The organism is Streptomyces sp. NPDC030840 (genome assembly GCF_055572015.1).
In genome coordinates this window covers 292,947-308,274 of the sequence record NZ_JBVIEE010000008.1, presented here as the reverse complement: position 1 = coordinate 308,274, position 15,328 = coordinate 292,947, and the positions used below count along the sequence as shown (strand labels likewise).

General features: G+C 72.6%; 11 protein-coding genes and 2 pseudogenes. 4 read left to right on the top strand and 9 right to left on the bottom strand.

The features are described from left to right. Window positions 1-154 precede the first annotated feature (154 nt). Entirely contained in the window at window positions 155-391 is a 237-nt protein-coding gene (locus tag ACZ49J_RS20180) for a hypothetical protein (protein ID WP_467449676.1), read from the top strand. Window positions 392-554: 163 nt separating this feature from the next. On the opposite strand, the gene ACZ49J_RS20175 is transcribed toward ACZ49J_RS20180, so the two are convergent. From ACZ49J_RS20175 to ACZ49J_RS20160, 4 genes and pseudogenes are all read right to left on the bottom strand, one after another. Then, window positions 555-2,129 carry an RICIN domain-containing protein gene (locus ACZ49J_RS20175; protein ID WP_467449674.1) on the bottom strand — a complete coding sequence of 525 codons (1,575 nt, stop codon included), beginning with the start codon at window positions 2,127-2,129 and terminating at the stop codon, window positions 555-557. A 426-nt stretch (window positions 2,130-2,555) separates the two neighbouring features. Continuing rightward, a pseudogene (locus ACZ49J_RS20170) lies at window positions 2,556-3,208 on the bottom strand (TetR/AcrR family transcriptional regulator). Between the two features lie 212 nt (window positions 3,209-3,420). After that, the gene (locus ACZ49J_RS20165) at window positions 3,421-4,479 is read right to left on the bottom strand and encodes a threonine aldolase family protein (protein ID WP_467449672.1); all 1,059 of its coding nucleotides are present in this window, start codon (window positions 4,477-4,479) and stop codon (window positions 3,421-3,423) included. A gap of 78 nt (window positions 4,480-4,557) precedes the next feature. Then, complete coding sequence (locus tag ACZ49J_RS20160) at window positions 4,558-5,250, bottom strand: TetR/AcrR family transcriptional regulator (RefSeq protein ID WP_467449670.1); 693 nt, start codon at window positions 5,248-5,250, stop codon at window positions 4,558-4,560. 319 nt (window positions 5,251-5,569) lie between these two features. Between ACZ49J_RS20160 and ACZ49J_RS20155 the strand changes: the two are divergent. Beyond that, a pseudogene (locus tag ACZ49J_RS20155) lies at window positions 5,570-5,722 on the top strand (4Fe-4S domain-containing protein); the annotation flags it as partial. Window positions 5,723-5,839: 117 nt separating this feature from the next. On the opposite strand, the gene ACZ49J_RS20150 reads toward ACZ49J_RS20155, so the two are convergent. Then, window positions 5,840-7,108: an SGNH/GDSL hydrolase family protein gene (locus tag ACZ49J_RS20150; protein WP_467449668.1), complete on the bottom strand. Its 1,269-nt coding sequence runs from the start codon at window positions 7,106-7,108 to the stop codon at window positions 5,840-5,842. A gap of 472 nt (window positions 7,109-7,580) precedes the next feature. On the opposite strand from ACZ49J_RS20150, the gene ACZ49J_RS20145 reads away from it, so the two are divergent. Continuing rightward, window positions 7,581-8,957, top strand: a complete 1,377-nt coding sequence (locus ACZ49J_RS20145) for an MFS transporter (protein ID WP_467449667.1) — start codon at window positions 7,581-7,583, stop codon at window positions 8,955-8,957. Window positions 8,958-8,983: 26 nt separating this feature from the next. Here the strand turns inward: ACZ49J_RS20145 and ACZ49J_RS20140 are convergent, their stop codons facing one another. The 4 genes from ACZ49J_RS20140 to lnt all read right to left on the bottom strand — a co-directional run bounded on the left by ACZ49J_RS20140 (window position 8,984) and on the right by lnt (window position 14,031). Beyond that, window positions 8,984-10,906: a helix-turn-helix domain-containing protein gene (locus ACZ49J_RS20140; protein WP_467449665.1), complete on the bottom strand. Its 1,923-nt coding sequence runs from the start codon at window positions 10,904-10,906 to the stop codon at window positions 8,984-8,986. 109 nt (window positions 10,907-11,015) lie between these two features. Continuing rightward, the gene (locus tag ACZ49J_RS20135; protein WP_467449663.1) at window positions 11,016-11,816 is read right to left on the bottom strand and encodes a 3-hydroxybutyrate dehydrogenase; all 801 of its coding nucleotides are present in this window, start codon (window positions 11,814-11,816) and stop codon (window positions 11,016-11,018) included. A 60-nt stretch (window positions 11,817-11,876) separates the two neighbouring features. Continuing rightward, window positions 11,877-12,350, bottom strand: coding sequence for an NUDIX hydrolase (locus ACZ49J_RS20130; protein ID WP_467449662.1), 474 nt, complete (start codon window positions 12,348-12,350; stop codon window positions 11,877-11,879). 67 nt (window positions 12,351-12,417) lie between these two features. Then, a complete protein-coding gene (gene lnt / locus ACZ49J_RS20125; RefSeq protein WP_467449660.1) occupies window positions 12,418-14,031 on the bottom strand; it encodes an apolipoprotein N-acyltransferase in 1,614 nt (537 codons plus the stop codon). Between the two features lie 266 nt (window positions 14,032-14,297). Between lnt and ACZ49J_RS20120 the strand changes: the two genes are divergently transcribed. Beyond that, window positions 14,298-15,320 (top strand): O-antigen ligase family protein, encoded by a 1,023-nt coding sequence (locus ACZ49J_RS20120; protein ID WP_467449659.1) that lies wholly within the window; start codon window positions 14,298-14,300, stop codon window positions 15,318-15,320. Window positions 15,321-15,328 lie beyond the last annotated feature (8 nt).

The following is a 15,328-nucleotide window of genomic DNA, read 5'->3' as shown; positions in this document are numbered from 1 at the left end:
ACGGGGACGGCTTGGTCGGCCACTGCACCCTGCGCGCCGCCCACGAGGGCCCGCCCGGCCACGGGCACGGCGGCATGAGTGCCATGCTGCTGGACGAACTGATGGGCAGGGCCTGCGTCGCGGCCGGAAGCCCCGGCATGACCGTGTCCTGCGGGTGCGCTACCACCGGCCCGTCCCGCTGGAGACACCCCTGCGGGTCCACGCCCGGGTCACGGGATCCGAGGGCCGCAAGGTCTTCGTTGACGGCTCGATCAGCGTCGAGACGGACCCGTCGGTCGCCGTGGTCACCGCGGACGGCGTCTTCGTCACGCCTGACCCCGACCGCACCCGCGTGCCTGTTCCCGGGTGTGCCGGCCCGGCGGCCGACGCCAGGTCCTGCGGTGTCACATGAATGAGCGCCGCATTGCGGCGTCTCATTCGGCCCCGGGAGAGGGGATTCCGGGAGGGGAGCGGACGTGACCTCGCCCGCCGGTGCGTCCGGTCGGCGACGACGATTGGCCCGCCGGCGTCCACCTGTGTACCGGGAGGTCCGGTCGCGCGCGGCCGGGTGGGCCTCAGTCCGCGGCCGTGGTGTCCCGTGGGGGCCGCGACGCCGAGAGGGCAGTGGTGGCCACCTCGTCGGTACGCCAGCGCTGGGACCTGCGGACCCTGTCCTCGGGGACGGGTTCCAGGAGGACGATCGACCCTTTGACGGGGCGGTCGGGCGTCACCGCCACGTCGGCCTCCGAGGCGAGAGTGAAGAGGCCGTCGGCCGCCAGGTCGTACCGCGTGTCGTCGGGCTGCTCACCGTCCGCGGCCCTGGAAACCTGCGGGTCGGCACACGGCTGCAGTTCGAGGCTTCCTTCCGGCTCGGCGGTCAGGCACAGGTCGCGGGCGGCCTGGTTCCGCAGTCGTCCCTCGTCCGTAAATCGCCACACCTGGGTCGCCGATGCACCGCACTCCGCCATCACGGCGGGCGCGCCCGCCACCTCGGCCGGTGCGGCCACGTCGAGGCACAGCCCGGTCCTCGCATTGCGGAACCGCGTGACCAGGGCGTCCTCCGTGCCGGGTGAAGGGGAGGCGCTGGGTGGCGGGGTGGCGGCGGACGATCCGGGGGCGGAGTCGGACGGGCTCCGGGTGGGGGAGGGCCCTGGGCCGCCCGCTTCCGCCAGGTCGTCCCCGGTTCCCGTGAGGGCCATGGGCGCCGCCGCGACGACCCCGCACAGAGCCACGCCCATGGCGACAACCAGCGGCCACCGGCGGCGCCGCGGTACGAGTTCGTCCGAACCGGCCGGCCGGGCCTCGGCGCCCGCGTGTTCCGGGGCGGGCCCCGGGCGCCCATGAGCCGACGCCACCCGGCGGGCGGGCCGGGTGGCGAGGTAGTCGGCCGCGCGGAAGCCCAGGACGGCCTCGGCGAGCAGGGTGGGGAGCCGGTCCGGGGACTGGTCCAGCTGGTCCGCCGCCGCGGCGCAGTAGGCGCAGCTGTCGAGGTGTTCGAGTACCTGGGGCACCGTCTCGCCGGCTCCGGGGCGGGCGTGGACGTCGATGAGCCGGTTGTGGCGGCGGCAGCGCTCCTCGGGGGCGAGGTCGAGGTGGGCCCGCACGCACTCGTCGCGCAGCAGGGTGCGGGCGCGCTCGGCGTTCAGCAGGGAGGGCTCGGCGTCGAGCAGGGACGCCACCGCCTCGATGTCCTCCGCCTCGACCTCGCTGTGCCACAGCAGTGCCTGGGTGCGGTCCGGCATGTTCCGGAAGGCGCGCAGGACCAGGCCTCTCCCGCCGGTCCCGCGGTTGGGGGCGGGCGCGGTCCGGCGCACGGCAGGGGTGACGCCGTCCCTCAGGTCCGGGTGGAGGGACGAGCGCCTGTCGTCGGCGTTCCATTCCCGGGCGGCCTCGAGGACCGCCGCGAGAAGCCGTGGCCGCCACGGGAAGCTGGCGTCGGCATGCGATGCCGCGTCGCGGTAGGTGGTGCGGAAGGCCTGCCCGGCGAGCCGCTCCGCCGCGCCCGGACTGGGCCCGGTGCACAGCGCCGCGTAGTCCAGGATGGGTTTGCCGTGCAGCGCCAGCAGTTCCTCGACCGAGGGCGCCGCGTCTCCTCCTTCCGCTTCCCCGGGCTCGGCCTGCTCGGAGACGAAGTCCTCTCCGGGCGTCATGAGCTCTCGTCCGCGGAACGGAGCTTCCGCTGCGGGAGCACCCTCCATGAAACCGGTCCCCTCCCTGTTCCGTACCACCGATGCGGCCGACCGCGGCTCCGCGCTCGGACACCCGAGACGGAGGGCCCCGATCACTCCGGGATCGGTCAGGAGTACGTTCCGTGCGGTTACACGGTTCACATCATCCAGAAGCGCGTGCCGGGTCGGTGGCTCGTCGTGCCGGACAGGGCGACGAGCCCTTCGCCGCCGGGGTGGGCACGCGTGGGCGAGCGACGCGGCTGAGGGTGGACTGGCCGACCTGGGCCGCCGGTTCCTCAAGGGTCCAGCCATGCGCCGCGCGCCGCGCACGAAGGCGTGTGCGTGCCGGGCTGCCCTCCGCGGAACCACCCGCCGGACGCACAACGACTGCGTCTGGCGGGTCGACCGTCAGTCCTCGCGGGTGACCGGCGCCTGCCACAGGGCGGCGACGGCGTCGACCAGACCGTTCGCCGCCTCACGCCAACTGGCGCGGGGCGTCGGCGCGTTGTCCGCCAGTGCGCGTTCGCGTTCCGCGACCATCTGCGTGATCAGGTGACGGGTCATGGCGGAACGCTCGGCATGCACCTCGGCCGGCAGGTCGGGCAGACAGCGGTTCAGGCCGTCCTGCAGCTTCCGCATCGACGGCGAGCCGGCCGTGAACTCCTCACTCGTGACCGCCCGGAGGACCGGGTCGGCCGTGAGTGGGCCATGAACCGGCCGTACCAACTGGAGGTTCCCAGGGCCTCCACATGTTCGGTGACAGGACGCACCGCACAGGCCACCCAGTCCCTCGGGTCCGCGGAGTCGTCGATGTCGGCGAGCATGCGCAGACGGCCGATTTCTATGCCCTCGGCGTGCCGGCGGGCGATGGCGCGCACCAGGTCGATCTTGGTGCCGAAGTGGTAGCTGACCGCGGCGTTGTTGCCCTGCCCGGCGGCCTCGCTGATCTGACGATGGGCGACGGCGTGCACCCCGTGCTCGGCGAACAGCCGCTCCGCGGCACGCAGGAGCGCCTCGCGTGTCGCGCTGACCTGCTCGTCCCGCCTCGTCCTGCCGGCCATCACCACCACCGGGGACGTGGGATCCGTCCGCGAGGCCCGTCCCCGAAGCCGGCGCAGACCCTCGACCAGGTCGGCGAGGTCGAACGACGAAAGCGTACGCAATCGCATGAGCCGGCTCGGGCCTTCTTCTTCCGTCGACACCGCGAACGGCTTCTGACCAGGAATCACGGACTCCGGCTCCCCCGCGGCGAGGGACCTGCGCGTCCGTTGGGTCAGGTGGCGTGGCGGCCGGCGGCCTGAACGAGGTCGTCGACGTCCTGCTCCGTGGTGGTGAAAGAGGTCACGAAGCGGACGACGCCCGGCTCCCAGCGGTCGTGGTAGAAGGCAAAGCCCTCGGCCAGGAGGCCTTCGGTGACCTTCCGGGGCAGGCGGCAGAAGAGGATGTTGGCGTCGGCGGCGCCGAGCAGACCCACCGCGGGGATCGCCTTCAGGCCCTCCTGGAGCCGGGCGGCCATGGCGTTGGCGTGGGCCGCGTTGCGCAGCCACAGGTCGTCTCTGAGGTAAGCGTCCATCTGGGCTGCCTGGAAGCGCATCTTGGCGGTGAGCTGGCCGGCCCGCTTGGCACGGAAGGCGAGTTCGGAGGTGAGGGTGCGGTCGAAGACGACGATGGCGTCGGCGGTCATCGTGCCGTTCTTGGTGGCCCCGAAGGACAGCAGGTCGACTCCGGCCCGCCAGGTCAGATCGGCGGGGGCGCAGCCGCGGGAGGCGACGGCTCCGGCGAAACGCGCGCCGTCCATGTGGAGGCGCAGACCGGCTTCCCGGGCGATCGAGGCGAGGGTGCGGATCTCGTCGAGGGTGTAGACGGCTCCGGTCTCCGTGGCCTGGGTGACGCTCACCGCGGAGGGCTCCACGCTGTGCACGTCACCGGCCTTGTGGCGTGCGGCGGCTCGCAACTCCGCCGGGTCGATCTTGGCGTCGTCCCCGCCCAGCGGAACCAGCTTCGCGCCCGCAGTGTAGAACCCGGGCGCACCGCATTCGTCGTTGTTGATGTGGCTCTCGCGGTGGCACAGCACGCTGCCCCAGGGCGGGGTCAGCGCGGCCAGGCTCAGGGCGTTCGCCGCGGTCCCCGTCGAGACCAGCAGGACATCGACGTCACGTTCGAATATCTCGCCCAGTCGGCGCTTGACCGTGGCCGTACCGTCGTCCGCTCCGTAGGGCAGGGCCGGGCCGGTGATCGCCCGGGTCACCGCTTCGATGATCTCCGGCGAGGTGCCGGCCGTGTTGTCGCTGCTGAAGACGCGCGCCGTGGCGGTGGTCGTGGTCGTGGTCATGCTCGGAGTCCTCGCTGTTGTCGGACGGGCTGTTCTTCTACGGCGGGAGGAGGAAGCGGGCACCGCCCCGCTTTCGGGTCAGCTGTCACGGGTGTCCCTGGGTGCGGCGAAGTCCGCCGACGAGTCGGGCGCCCGCGCCGGATCCACCGCCTCGATGAGCTGGCGCAGCGCGCCGTAGTAGACCTCGTCGTCGGTCACAGCGTGCACGATCACGGGCAGGTTGCCGGTCAGCACCGGGAACTCCTCCGGGTCGAGCGCGGCCAGCGCGGTGCGGGTGGCCGCCTGGGCGGCCATGGCGCCACGGTGGTCCACGAAGCCGGCGCTGCCGAGGGTGAGCAGATACATCCGCCGGTACGCGGTGATCGCCTCCTCAGGAGTCATTCCGGCGGCAAGACTGTCGGCCAGCTGCGGTTCGACCAGGCGGGCCAGCAGGTGGGGCCCGAGCCAGGGTCGCGTCCCGCGCAGGGCGAGCAGCCCCGGACGGTCCGCCAGCAGCCGGTAGAGGGCGGTGAACCGGGACTCGGTGGCGGCGGCCCAGTCGGCGTCCGGCCCGGCAGCGGGCAGTTGGGCGGCCAGGTGGTCGAGGCACAGGTCGAGCAGTCCGGCCAGGTCGGTACAGCGGCGCTGGAGCGAGGCGAGGGAGATCTGCAGCCGCGAAGCCAGCGCGCGGAAGGTCAGAGCTTCGGGGCCGCCCTCGTCGATCAGGGCGAGGGCGGTCTCGGCGATGCGGTCCGGGGTCGCGCGGTCCAGCGAAGCGGAGTGACGAGGCATGCGGGTCAACGTACGGTACAGCGTATCGACGGTCAATGGGGAGCATTCGGCCACATCGCCAGGACCGCCTTGGAGAGACGTCACCCTGACGGTACGTTAAATAAGTCCCTTGCTTTAAAAGGGAGTCAGCACTCCAACCCCTCCCCCCACACATGCAGATGCCAGATGGGTCAGCACAGCGGCTTCCCCGTCCGCCTGCCGTTGCCCTACGACGGACCTCTCGGTCCTCCCGCCGACTGGAAGCGGCTGCGCGAGCAGTGCCCGGTGGCCACCGCCGAACTCCCCAGCGGAGACACGGGCGCCCTACTGACCCGTTACTTGTGTCCTGGCCGCGCCGGACGTCTTCGACCAGCGTGACGAGGACGGTGTCGTCGTACTGCTCGACGCCGAGCCCGCCGAGGACCAGCACACGGCGGTCCGGGAGGCGGCGGCCGTCTGTCCCGCGGCAGCCATCGCACTCGCCGAGGGCTGAAGCGCCCACCGCTGACGCGGAGCCCGCGGCAGGGCACGCTCAGGCGGGTTCGTCCCCCGGGCTCTCGGGTTCCCGACGGCCGCCCGCAGCACGCGGGCGGCCCGTGTGCGGGCTGGGTCAGGCGGCGTCGCGCCGGGCGCTCTGTCCGCCGCTGAAGCGGAGGTCGTTCAGATCGATCGCGTCGGCCATCGCCTTCAGTCCCTCGTCGTTGAAGTGCAGGTGGTCACCCGGGTCGTAGGCGGGCAGGATGCGGTGGGGGTCGGCGGGATCGCGGACCACCGCGTCGAAGTCCACGACGGCGTCGAAGAGGCCGCTGGTGCGGATGAACGTGTTGACGGACTGGCGTACGGCCTCCCGGGCCTCGGTGTAGCCGCCGTTGCCGCCGTACGGGGTGATGGTGGCGCCGATGACGCGGATGCCGCGGGCGTGGGCGCGTCGCACGATCTGCCGGTAGGCGTCCTCGAACGCGGCCGGGTCGGTCTGGTTGGGGTTGCCCTTGATGTCGTTGATGCCCTCCATGAGGATCACCGTGCGTACGCCGGTGCGCGAGAACACGTCGGCGTCGAGCCGGGACAGTGCACTGGGGCCGGTGCCGTCGAGCAGGAGGCGGTTGCCGGCGATCCCGGCGTTCAGGACGCCGAGCCGGCGGTGCGGCGGCAGCTCCCGCAGCCGTTCGGCGAGCCGGTCGGGCCAGCGGCGGTTGGCACTGGACGTCGACCCTGACCCGTCGGTGATGGAGTCACCGAGGGCGACGACGCTGCCGGCGGTGCGCGGGCTGAACACGTCCACGCCGGTCACGTAGTACCAGGAGCCCGTGGTCTGGGTGTAGGCGGATCCGTCCTCGTCGGCGGCGCGGTTGCCGGAAGGGGCGAGGAAATTGGTCTGCAGGGCCGAACGGTGGTACGTGGCCGGGCCGGAGTCGACCGGCGTGTATACGGTGATCAGGAGGTTGGCACCGTCGGGCACCTTGAGCGGCACCGGGTCGGTGACCGTGTCCTCGCCGGACGGGACTGTCACCGAGGGGGCGCCGCGGAAGGTGGCGGTGCGCATCGTTCCCGCGGCGGCGTTCGGGCTCTTCGGCGCGCCCCTCTCCTGGAGTGCCACGGTCACGGCGCCGATTTCGAGTGGTGAGGTCCCCAACCGGTTGGAGATGCGGACGCGCGCGGCGTGGCCGCCCACGCTGACGTGGACGACATTGCGGATGGAGGTACCGGGCAGGCCCGGGACGGTGCCGGAGGCCGCCGCCTCCCAGGTGCCCGTCCAGCCGCGACCGGTGGCGGGGGCAGGCCCCGCGTCGGCTCTTGCGGGCAGGGCGCCGGCCGTCCCCAGCAGGACGATCGCCAGCGCCGCCACCAAGGTGGCGAGAAGGTGCCGGTTCTTGGGCATGCGGGTTCGCCTTTCCAGTGGTCCGTGGCCATGGGGGTGCGCGGAGTCGACCGGAGGCTGAGCGCATCGAAGGCAATCACCGATTCATCGGAGGTGTCAATGGGTCGAACGCTGGCCACATATGTGATCGGCTCGATGGCTCGGCGCCCATGCGTTTGAAGTAGTCGATGAACGCCTGCTTGCCGTCGGCGACATGCGGTTGTGCTGATGCAGGTCTCACCGGCGAACCGGTCGATGGCTTCGGCCGGCCGGCACTGGTTGAACATCAGGTGGGAGCAGGCTTTGGCCGCGGCCTGGTTCTTCTCCGGGTTCCCGTGCAGCCAGCATCCGCCACCACCGCCCCACGCATGGTGGCCACATGCACAGCCCACCCCTGAACTATGTTGTCGCGCCACATGTGCGTCTGACCTGCATGTTCCTACGGTGTCCGGACAACCCACCCGTCCCCACCGCACACGAGGAAGTGGCGAACATGGCCTCCGCAGCAACCGCTCCCCCACCACCCGCCAACCTCAAGCGCATCGTCGCCGCCAGCCTCATCGGCACCACCATCGAGTGGTACGACTTCTTCCTCTACGGTTCCGCCGCCGCGCTCGTCTTCAACAAGCTCTTCTTCCCGGACTCCGACCCGCTGGTGGGCACCCTGTTGTCGTTCCTCACCTACGCGGTGGGGTTCGCGGCCCGGCCCCTGGGTGCTCTGGTGTTCGGGCACTACGGCGACCGGATCGGTCGCAAGAAACTGCTGGTTCTGAGCCTGCTGCTGATGGGCGGGGCGACGTGCGCGATCGGTCTGCTGCCGACGCACGCCACGATCGGGACGGCGGCGCCCGTGCTGCTGACCATGCTGCGGCTCGTCCAGGGCTTCGCGCTCGGTGGCGAGTGGGGCGGTGCCGTGCTGCTCGTGTCCGAGCACGGGGACGCGCGGCGCCGGGGATTCTGGGCCTCGTGGCCGCAGACCGGTGCGCCCGCAGGTCAGCTCCTGGCGACCGGCGTGCTCTCCCTGCTGACCGCCGTGCTGTCGGACGCCGCCTTCACGGCCTGGGGCTGGCGGGTCCCGTTCCTGCTCTCCGGTGTGCTGGTGATCGTCGGTTTGTGGATTCGTCTGTCTGTCGACGAATCACCCGTCTTCCAGCGGGCACGGGCGCAGGCCGAGGCGCGGAAGGCCGATGCCGCCGCCGAGAAGCTCCCGCTGGTCGCCGTGGTGCGGTACCACTGGCGGGACGTGCTGGTCGCGATGGGCGCGCGCATGGCCGAGAACATCAGCTACTACGTGATCACCGCCTTCATCCTCGTGTACGCCACCACGTCCGCCGGGGTCTCGAAACAGACGGCGCTCAACGCGGTCCTCATCGCCTCCGCCGTGCACTTCGCCGTGATCCCGCTCTGGGGCGCGCTGTCCGACCGGGTGGGCCGGCGGCCCGTGTACCTGCTGGGCGCGGCCGGGGTCGGCCTGTGGATGTTCCCGTTCTTCTCGCTCATCGACACGGGCGGTTTCGGCAACCTGATCGCCGCCGTGACCGTGGGCCTCGTCCTGCACGGCGCGATGTACGCCCCGCAGGCGGCCTTCTTCTCCGAGATGTTCGCGACCAGGATGCGCTACTCGGGCGCCTCCATCGGCGCGCAGTTCGCCTCCGTCGCCGCGGGCGCGCCCGCCCCGCTCATCGCGACAGCGCTGCTGTCCGACTACGGCGACTCCACGCCGATCGCCCTGTACGTGATCGCGGCCGCCGTGCTGACCCTGATCGCGGTGGGGGCCGCGAAGGAGACACGCCATCGTGACCTGGCCGATGTCACGGTACGGGCCGGAGCGGAGCCGAGCACCACGCGGGCGCCGGACGCCCGCGTCTGAACCGGGATGCCTACGGGTGGCGGCGCTCAGCGCCGGTCCGGCGACGACAGCCGCCGTAGCCGCAGGGCCAGCTGGACCTCCAGCACGCGGTCTGGGCGCTGCCAGTCCTCGCCGAGCAGCCGCCCCACCCGCTCCAGTCGCTGCGCGACGGTGTTCACGTGGACGTGCAGCGCGTCCTTCGTCCGGACCGGGCTCATCCCACAGGCGAAGTACGCGTCGAGGGTGCGCAGCAGATCCGTGCCGCGCCGTTCGTCGTAGGCGACGACCTCGCCGATCGTGCGGTCCACGAACCCTGGGATGTCCCGGTCCCCCGCCAGCAGCAGCCCCAGGAACCCGAAGTCCTGGGCGGCGGCGCCGTCTCCTGTCCGGCCGAGCAGCCGCAGGGCCTCCAGGCACCGCAGGCCCTCGGCATAGGCGGTGGCCACGGAGTCGGCGCCCGCGGTGAGGTTCTCGACGGGGGCGGAGGCCCCGACGGTGACCGTTTCGTGGACGGCCCTGCCGAGGTGGCCCGCCGTACGACGGGCCAGCTCCGTGGCCGTGTCGCCTCCGTCGAGGGGCAGCAGCAGGACGGTGCCGCCGTCACGGGCCGAGGCGAGTCCGTGCCGCGTGGCCGCGAGATGGGACGCGGCGGACCACAGCCGCCGGCGGGCCGCGGCCTCCTCGTCCGGGTCGGACGCCGCACCGTCCAGGCGGGCGGCCAGCACCACGTGCGTGGCGTCGAGGTCGGCGTCCAGCCGGGCCGCCCGCTCGCGCAGCAGCCGCGGGTCGCGGTCGCGCGCGTCGAGCAGGTCGTCCAGCAGCTCGCCCCGTACACGCTGTTCGGCCTCGGAGGCCGAGCGTCTGGCGAGCAGCAGCAGGGAGGTGACCATGGCGGCGCGTTCCAGGGTGCGCTGGTCGACGGGGTCGAGGCCGGGGTGTCCGCGCAGCACCAGTGCGCCGAGCAGTTCGCCGCCGGCCGTGACGGCGGCGATCCAGTCGTCCCCGTGCCGCACGGCGTGGCCCTCGGCGCGGGAGGTCTCCAGGGCCGCGCCGGGTGCGGCGCCCTCCTCCGCGAACTCCACGGTGCCGCCGAGGACCCGGGAGACGGCCGCGGCCACGTCGTGGACCCCTCCCCCGCGCAGCACGAGTTCGGCGAGCCGGTCGTGGACCTCGGACGCGCGCTCGATGGCTCCACTGCGGTCGCGGATGATCTCGTTGGCCTGCTCCAGGTCGGCGAGGGCCGAGCGGGTCTCGGTGAGCAGGTTCGCGGTGTCGATGGCGGCCGCCGCGAGGGCGGCGAACGACCCCAGGAGGGCGATCTGCTCCCGCTCGAAGACCCGCGCACGCCGGTCGGCGGCGAAGAGCACCCCGATGACGTGGGGCCCGTGCATGAGGGGCACTCCGAGGATGGCGACCAGCCCCTCGTCCTGCACGCCCGCGTCGATGGCCCGGGTGTGCTGGAAGCGGTCGTCCTTGAAGTAGTCGTCGGTGACGTAGGGGCGGGCGGTCTGGGCGACGAGCCCGCCGAGTCCCTCCCCCATGCCGAGCCGCAGTTGCTGGAAGCGCGCCGCGACCGACCCCTCGGTGACGCGCATGTAGGTGTCGCCCCGGTCAGGGTCGTTCAGGCTGAGGTACGCCACGTCCGTGCCCAGCAGTGAGCGGGCGCGCTGGACGATGGCCCGCAGTACGGAGTCCAGGTCCCGCAGGCCTGCCAGGTCGTGCGCGGTCTCGAAGAGCGCGGACAGCTCGGCCTCGCGGCGGCGCCGTCCCTCCATCTCCGACCGCACGCGCAGCGCCAGCCGCTGTGCGTGTTCGAGCGCGGCGACGCGCTCGGGCGGCCTGCCCTCGGCGCGGGCGAGCAGCACCGGCTGCTCGTAGGCGTCAACGGACGCGCCCCTGGCCAGGAGCTCCAGGAACGGTGTCTCGACGCTGTCGGTGGACTCGGTGGGCTGGACGTCATCGCGGGACATGGACACAGGATCACTCATCGCACGGACACGTCCGCCGGACCTGTGGACAACTCGGCCCACCCGCTGGACGCGCGGCTGTGGACAACTCGGAGCCTCCTGGTCGGTGCGGTCAGTGCGCGGTCCAGCCGCCGTCGAGCACCAGGGAGGTGCCCGTCACGAAGGACGCCTGCGGAGCGCACAGGTACGCCACCGCCTCCGCCACCTCCTCGGGCTCGATGAGCCGCTTGACGGCGCTGTCCTGCAGGAGCACCTCGGAAAGGACCCGCTCCTCGGGGATCCCGTGTGCGTGGGCCTGGTCGGCGAGCTGCTGTTCGACCAGGGGGGTGCGCACATAGGCGGGTGCCACACAGTTCGAGGTGACACCGTGGGGGGCGCCTTCCAGGGCCACGGTCTTGGAGAGCCCTTCGAGGCCGTGCTTGGCGGTCACGTACGCCGACTTGAACGCCGAGGCGCGCAGTCCGTGGACCGACGACACGTTGACGATCCGGCCCCACCCCTGCCCGTACATGTGGGGCAGCGCCCCGCGGATGAGCCGGAAGGGTGCCTCCACCATCACGGTCAGCACGGTGTGGAAGACGTCGGGCGGGAACTCCTCGACCGGGCGCACCAGTTGGAGCCCGGCGTTGTTCACGAGGACGTCGGTGCCCGCGGCGGCCAGTTCCGCCGCGTCCAGGTCGGTGAGGTCGAGGACGTGGGGTTCCACGGTGCCCGGGAGCCCCCGGGCCCGGTCGGCGAGTGCGGACAGGCCCTCGGCGTCCCGGTCGACGGCCCGCACTTTGGCTCCGGCTCGGGCGAGCCGCAGCGCGCAGGCCCGGCCGATCCCGCCCGCGGCACCGGTGACGAGGGCTGTGCGGCCACCGAGGTCGAGTGAGGTGGTGTGGGGTCCTGGAGGGGCGGGGGGTGCGGTCATGTCGCGACCCTAGGCGCCACTTCCCCCCGGCCCCATATGGTCGGCCCCCACACTTCTCCCTCAGGTCATGGGGTCGAACCACGTGGGGCCGTCGGACATGGCCTGCTTGATCCGGAGCAGCCCGAACTCGTTCAGCTCCGGCAGCGCGTCCACGTCGAACCAGCCCACCTCCAGCGACTCGTCGTCGTTGACCCGCGCCTGCCCACCGAGGGCCCGGCAGCGGAAGGTGGTGTCCATGTACTGGCAGACGTCCCCGTTGTCGTAGCGCACGGGGCCCACCGCCTGGACCAGGACGACCCGCTCGGCCGCGCACCGCACCCCGGTCTCCTCGAAGACCTCCCGCACCGCGCAGGCCGCCGGCTGCTCCCCCGGCTCCGGGATACCGCCAAGGACCGACCACCTGCCCGTGTCCGACCTGCGGTTCAACAGCACTCTGCCCTCGTCGTCGAAGACGATGGCGGTGACTCCGGGGAGCCAGAGCAGCTGGTGTCCGATGGAGGTCCTCAGCTCGCGGATGAAGTCAGGAGTTGGCATGAGGTGACCCTAACGGCCCGGTGGGCGACCACCCGACGCGTTCCGGCCGCGCATGACCGGCGTACGGCTACACGCCACCGGCGCGCCGCTGGCGCACTCCCGTCACGACGGCCCATCCGAGCCCGCCGGCCGCGACGAGCAGCAGGAGCACCTCCGGCAGCACCCCGAGGCGGGTGGCGGGGGTTTCGGAGGAGCGCAGGGGCACCTTCTGCACCAGGGAGTCGGCGACGAACATGCCCGTCTTCTGAGTGATCTTCCCGTCCGGCATGATCACCGCGCTGACTCCGCTGGTCACCGGCACGGTGACGGTACGGCTGTGCTCGACGGCGCGGACGCGGGACATGGCGAGCTGCTGGTAGGTCATCTCGCTGCGGTCGAACGTGGCGTTGTTGCTCGGCACCGAGATCATCTGCGCTCCGTCGGTGACCTCGGAGCGCACGGCCCAGTCGAAGGCCGCCTCGTAGCACGTGACGAGGCCGACCTTGGCGCCGTCCATGGTGAACACGCCCGGCTTGCTGCCCCGGCTGAAGTCCTGGCGGACCATGGACGTCCACTCGCTGTTGATCGCTCCGATCAGCGACCGCAGCGGTAGGTACTCACCGAAGGGCTGGATCTGCCGTTTGTCATAGGTGTCGGTGGGGCCCTTGGCCGGGTCCCACAGGATCTGCTCGTTGTAGAGCTTGCCGTCCTTCTCGACCACGCCTCCGACCGAGATGGGGGCGCCGATCGCCTTGGCGGCGCCGTCGATGACGGCGTACGCGTCGGGGTTGGTGAACGGGTCGATGTCGGAGGAGTTCTCCGGCCAGAGGACGAAGTCCGGCTGGGCGGCCTTGCCCGCCCTGACCTCGGCGGCCAGCCGCTCGGTCTCACGCACGTGGTAGTCCAGCACGGCCCGCCGCTGGGAGTTGAAGTCGAGCCCCGCCCGCGGGACGTTGCCCTGGATGACGGCGACGGTGGCGGTACCGTCCTCGGCCGCGTCGCTCACCAGGGAACGGGCCCCGAGGGCACCCACCACGGGCACGGCCACGCTCAGCAGCGCCACCGACGCGGCGGCCCGCCGTACGACATGAGTGCGCCGCGCCTCGGCGGCGAGCCGCACGGTCTCGTACAGCCCGAAGCCGCACAGCACGACGGCGAATCCGAGCACCGGTGTGCCACCCAGCGCGGCGAGCGGCAGGAACACGCCGTCGGCCTGCCCGAAGGCGATCTTGCCCCAGGGGAAGCCGCCGAACGGTGCCCGCGCCCGTGCCGCCTCACCCGCGATCCAGAGAGCCGCGGCCCACACCGGCGCCCCGGGCAGCTTCGACACGACCGCGACGCCCGCGCCGACGAGCCCGACGAACACCGCCTCGATGACGGCGAGCGCCAGCCACGGGCCGGGGCCGACCTCCACACCGGTCCACACGAGCAGGGGCAGCAGGAAACCGAGCCCGAACAGATAGCCGAGCCCGAAGCCCGCCTTCCAGGTGCGTCCGCGCAGGACCCAGCCGAGGACCGCGAAGGCGGGCAGAGCCAGCCACCACAGGGTGCGCGGGGGAAAACTGACGTACAGCAGCACTCCGGAGAGCGCCGCCGCGGCGGCGGGGAGGAGCCTGCGCGCCAGTCCGGCGGCCCGCGATGCGGGCCCGGACTGGGGGTCGAGCTGTTCCGGCTCGCCCACGGATGTTGCGGTGGCGGTCACTCGGGGAGTCTACGGCGCGTCAGCGGACCGCGGACAGCGCGGTCCGCCCGGTCACAGCGAGGCATCGCCCACACACCCGCCGCAACGTTCCTGCGCAACGCATCCACAAACCGGCACATCACCCGTTACGGTGTGCCCGAGCCTCTGACGTGCGGCCGGATCCGGCCACGGCGGTCGGGGCCCGTCACAGTCGGGGGGACGACGGGGTGGGGTCCACGGGGACGGAGTCCGCGGCCGGTGCGCCGGCCGCGGGTGAGAGACGCAACGTGGTGGACGCCACGGGCGTCATCGTGCTCGGTGCGTGCGCGGCCTGGTCCCTGACCACGGCCACCGCGCACGGCGGCCGGCCCGAGGGCGTGCTGCTGGCGGTGCTCGCCCTGGCCGCGGGGTACGCGGCGGGCCGGATCTCCGGGGCGCTCCTGCCGGTCGCCGCGCCCTGCGCCGCGTCCCTGGCCATGCTGGGGCTCGCCATCAACATCCCGGACACCGCGGCCGTCACGCCGCTGATCACCTCGCTGGGCCGTACGGGCGCGACCGCCGCGCTGCTCGCCCTGTCGGCGGGTGCCGCCTGCTGTGCGGCCTCGGCGGCCCGTGGTCCCGCGCCGCGTACGGTACTGCGTCTGGTGGCGGCCGGGATCGTGGTCACCGCGGCCGTGCTGGGCTCGACCACGGGAAGCGCGGCCGGTGCCGCGGTGCTGCTGTGCTCGCTGGCGGCCGACCGGATGCGCCGCCGCGGGCTGGGGCTCGTGGGCCTCGCGGCGGCCGCGGCCGTGGTGACCGGGGCGACGTGGGCGGTGGCCGAGGACATCCTGCCGGACGGGCTGACCGACTCCTTGGAGGGTCAGCTCGGCCCGCACCGCGTCCAGTTGTGGCGTGAGGCGCTGGGCATGGCACACGACGAACCCGTGCTCGGTGTGGGCCCGGGACGCTTCGAGGACCTCAGCCCGACGGTCGCGCAGTCACTGGCAACCGACGGCAAGCCGCACTCCGCGCCGTTCCAGCTGGCGGCAGAGCAGGGCGTCATCGGCGTGGCCCTGCTGGCCGCGGTGTTCTGCTGGGTGCTGTACGCGCTGTGGAGGGCGGCCCGCCCCACGCCGGTCGCCCTCACGGCGGGTGCGGCCCTGACCGCGCTCGCCGTCGTCGCCGCGGTCGGGAACGCGCTGAGCTTCACCACGGTCACGGCGGGCGCGGGACTGCTCGCGGGGATCGCGACGGCACGGCCGCTCGCGGAGGCGGCGGCGCGGCACGAGGCCGGCCCGTGGGCACCCGGTGGTGACCCGGCGCCGTGACGGACCGC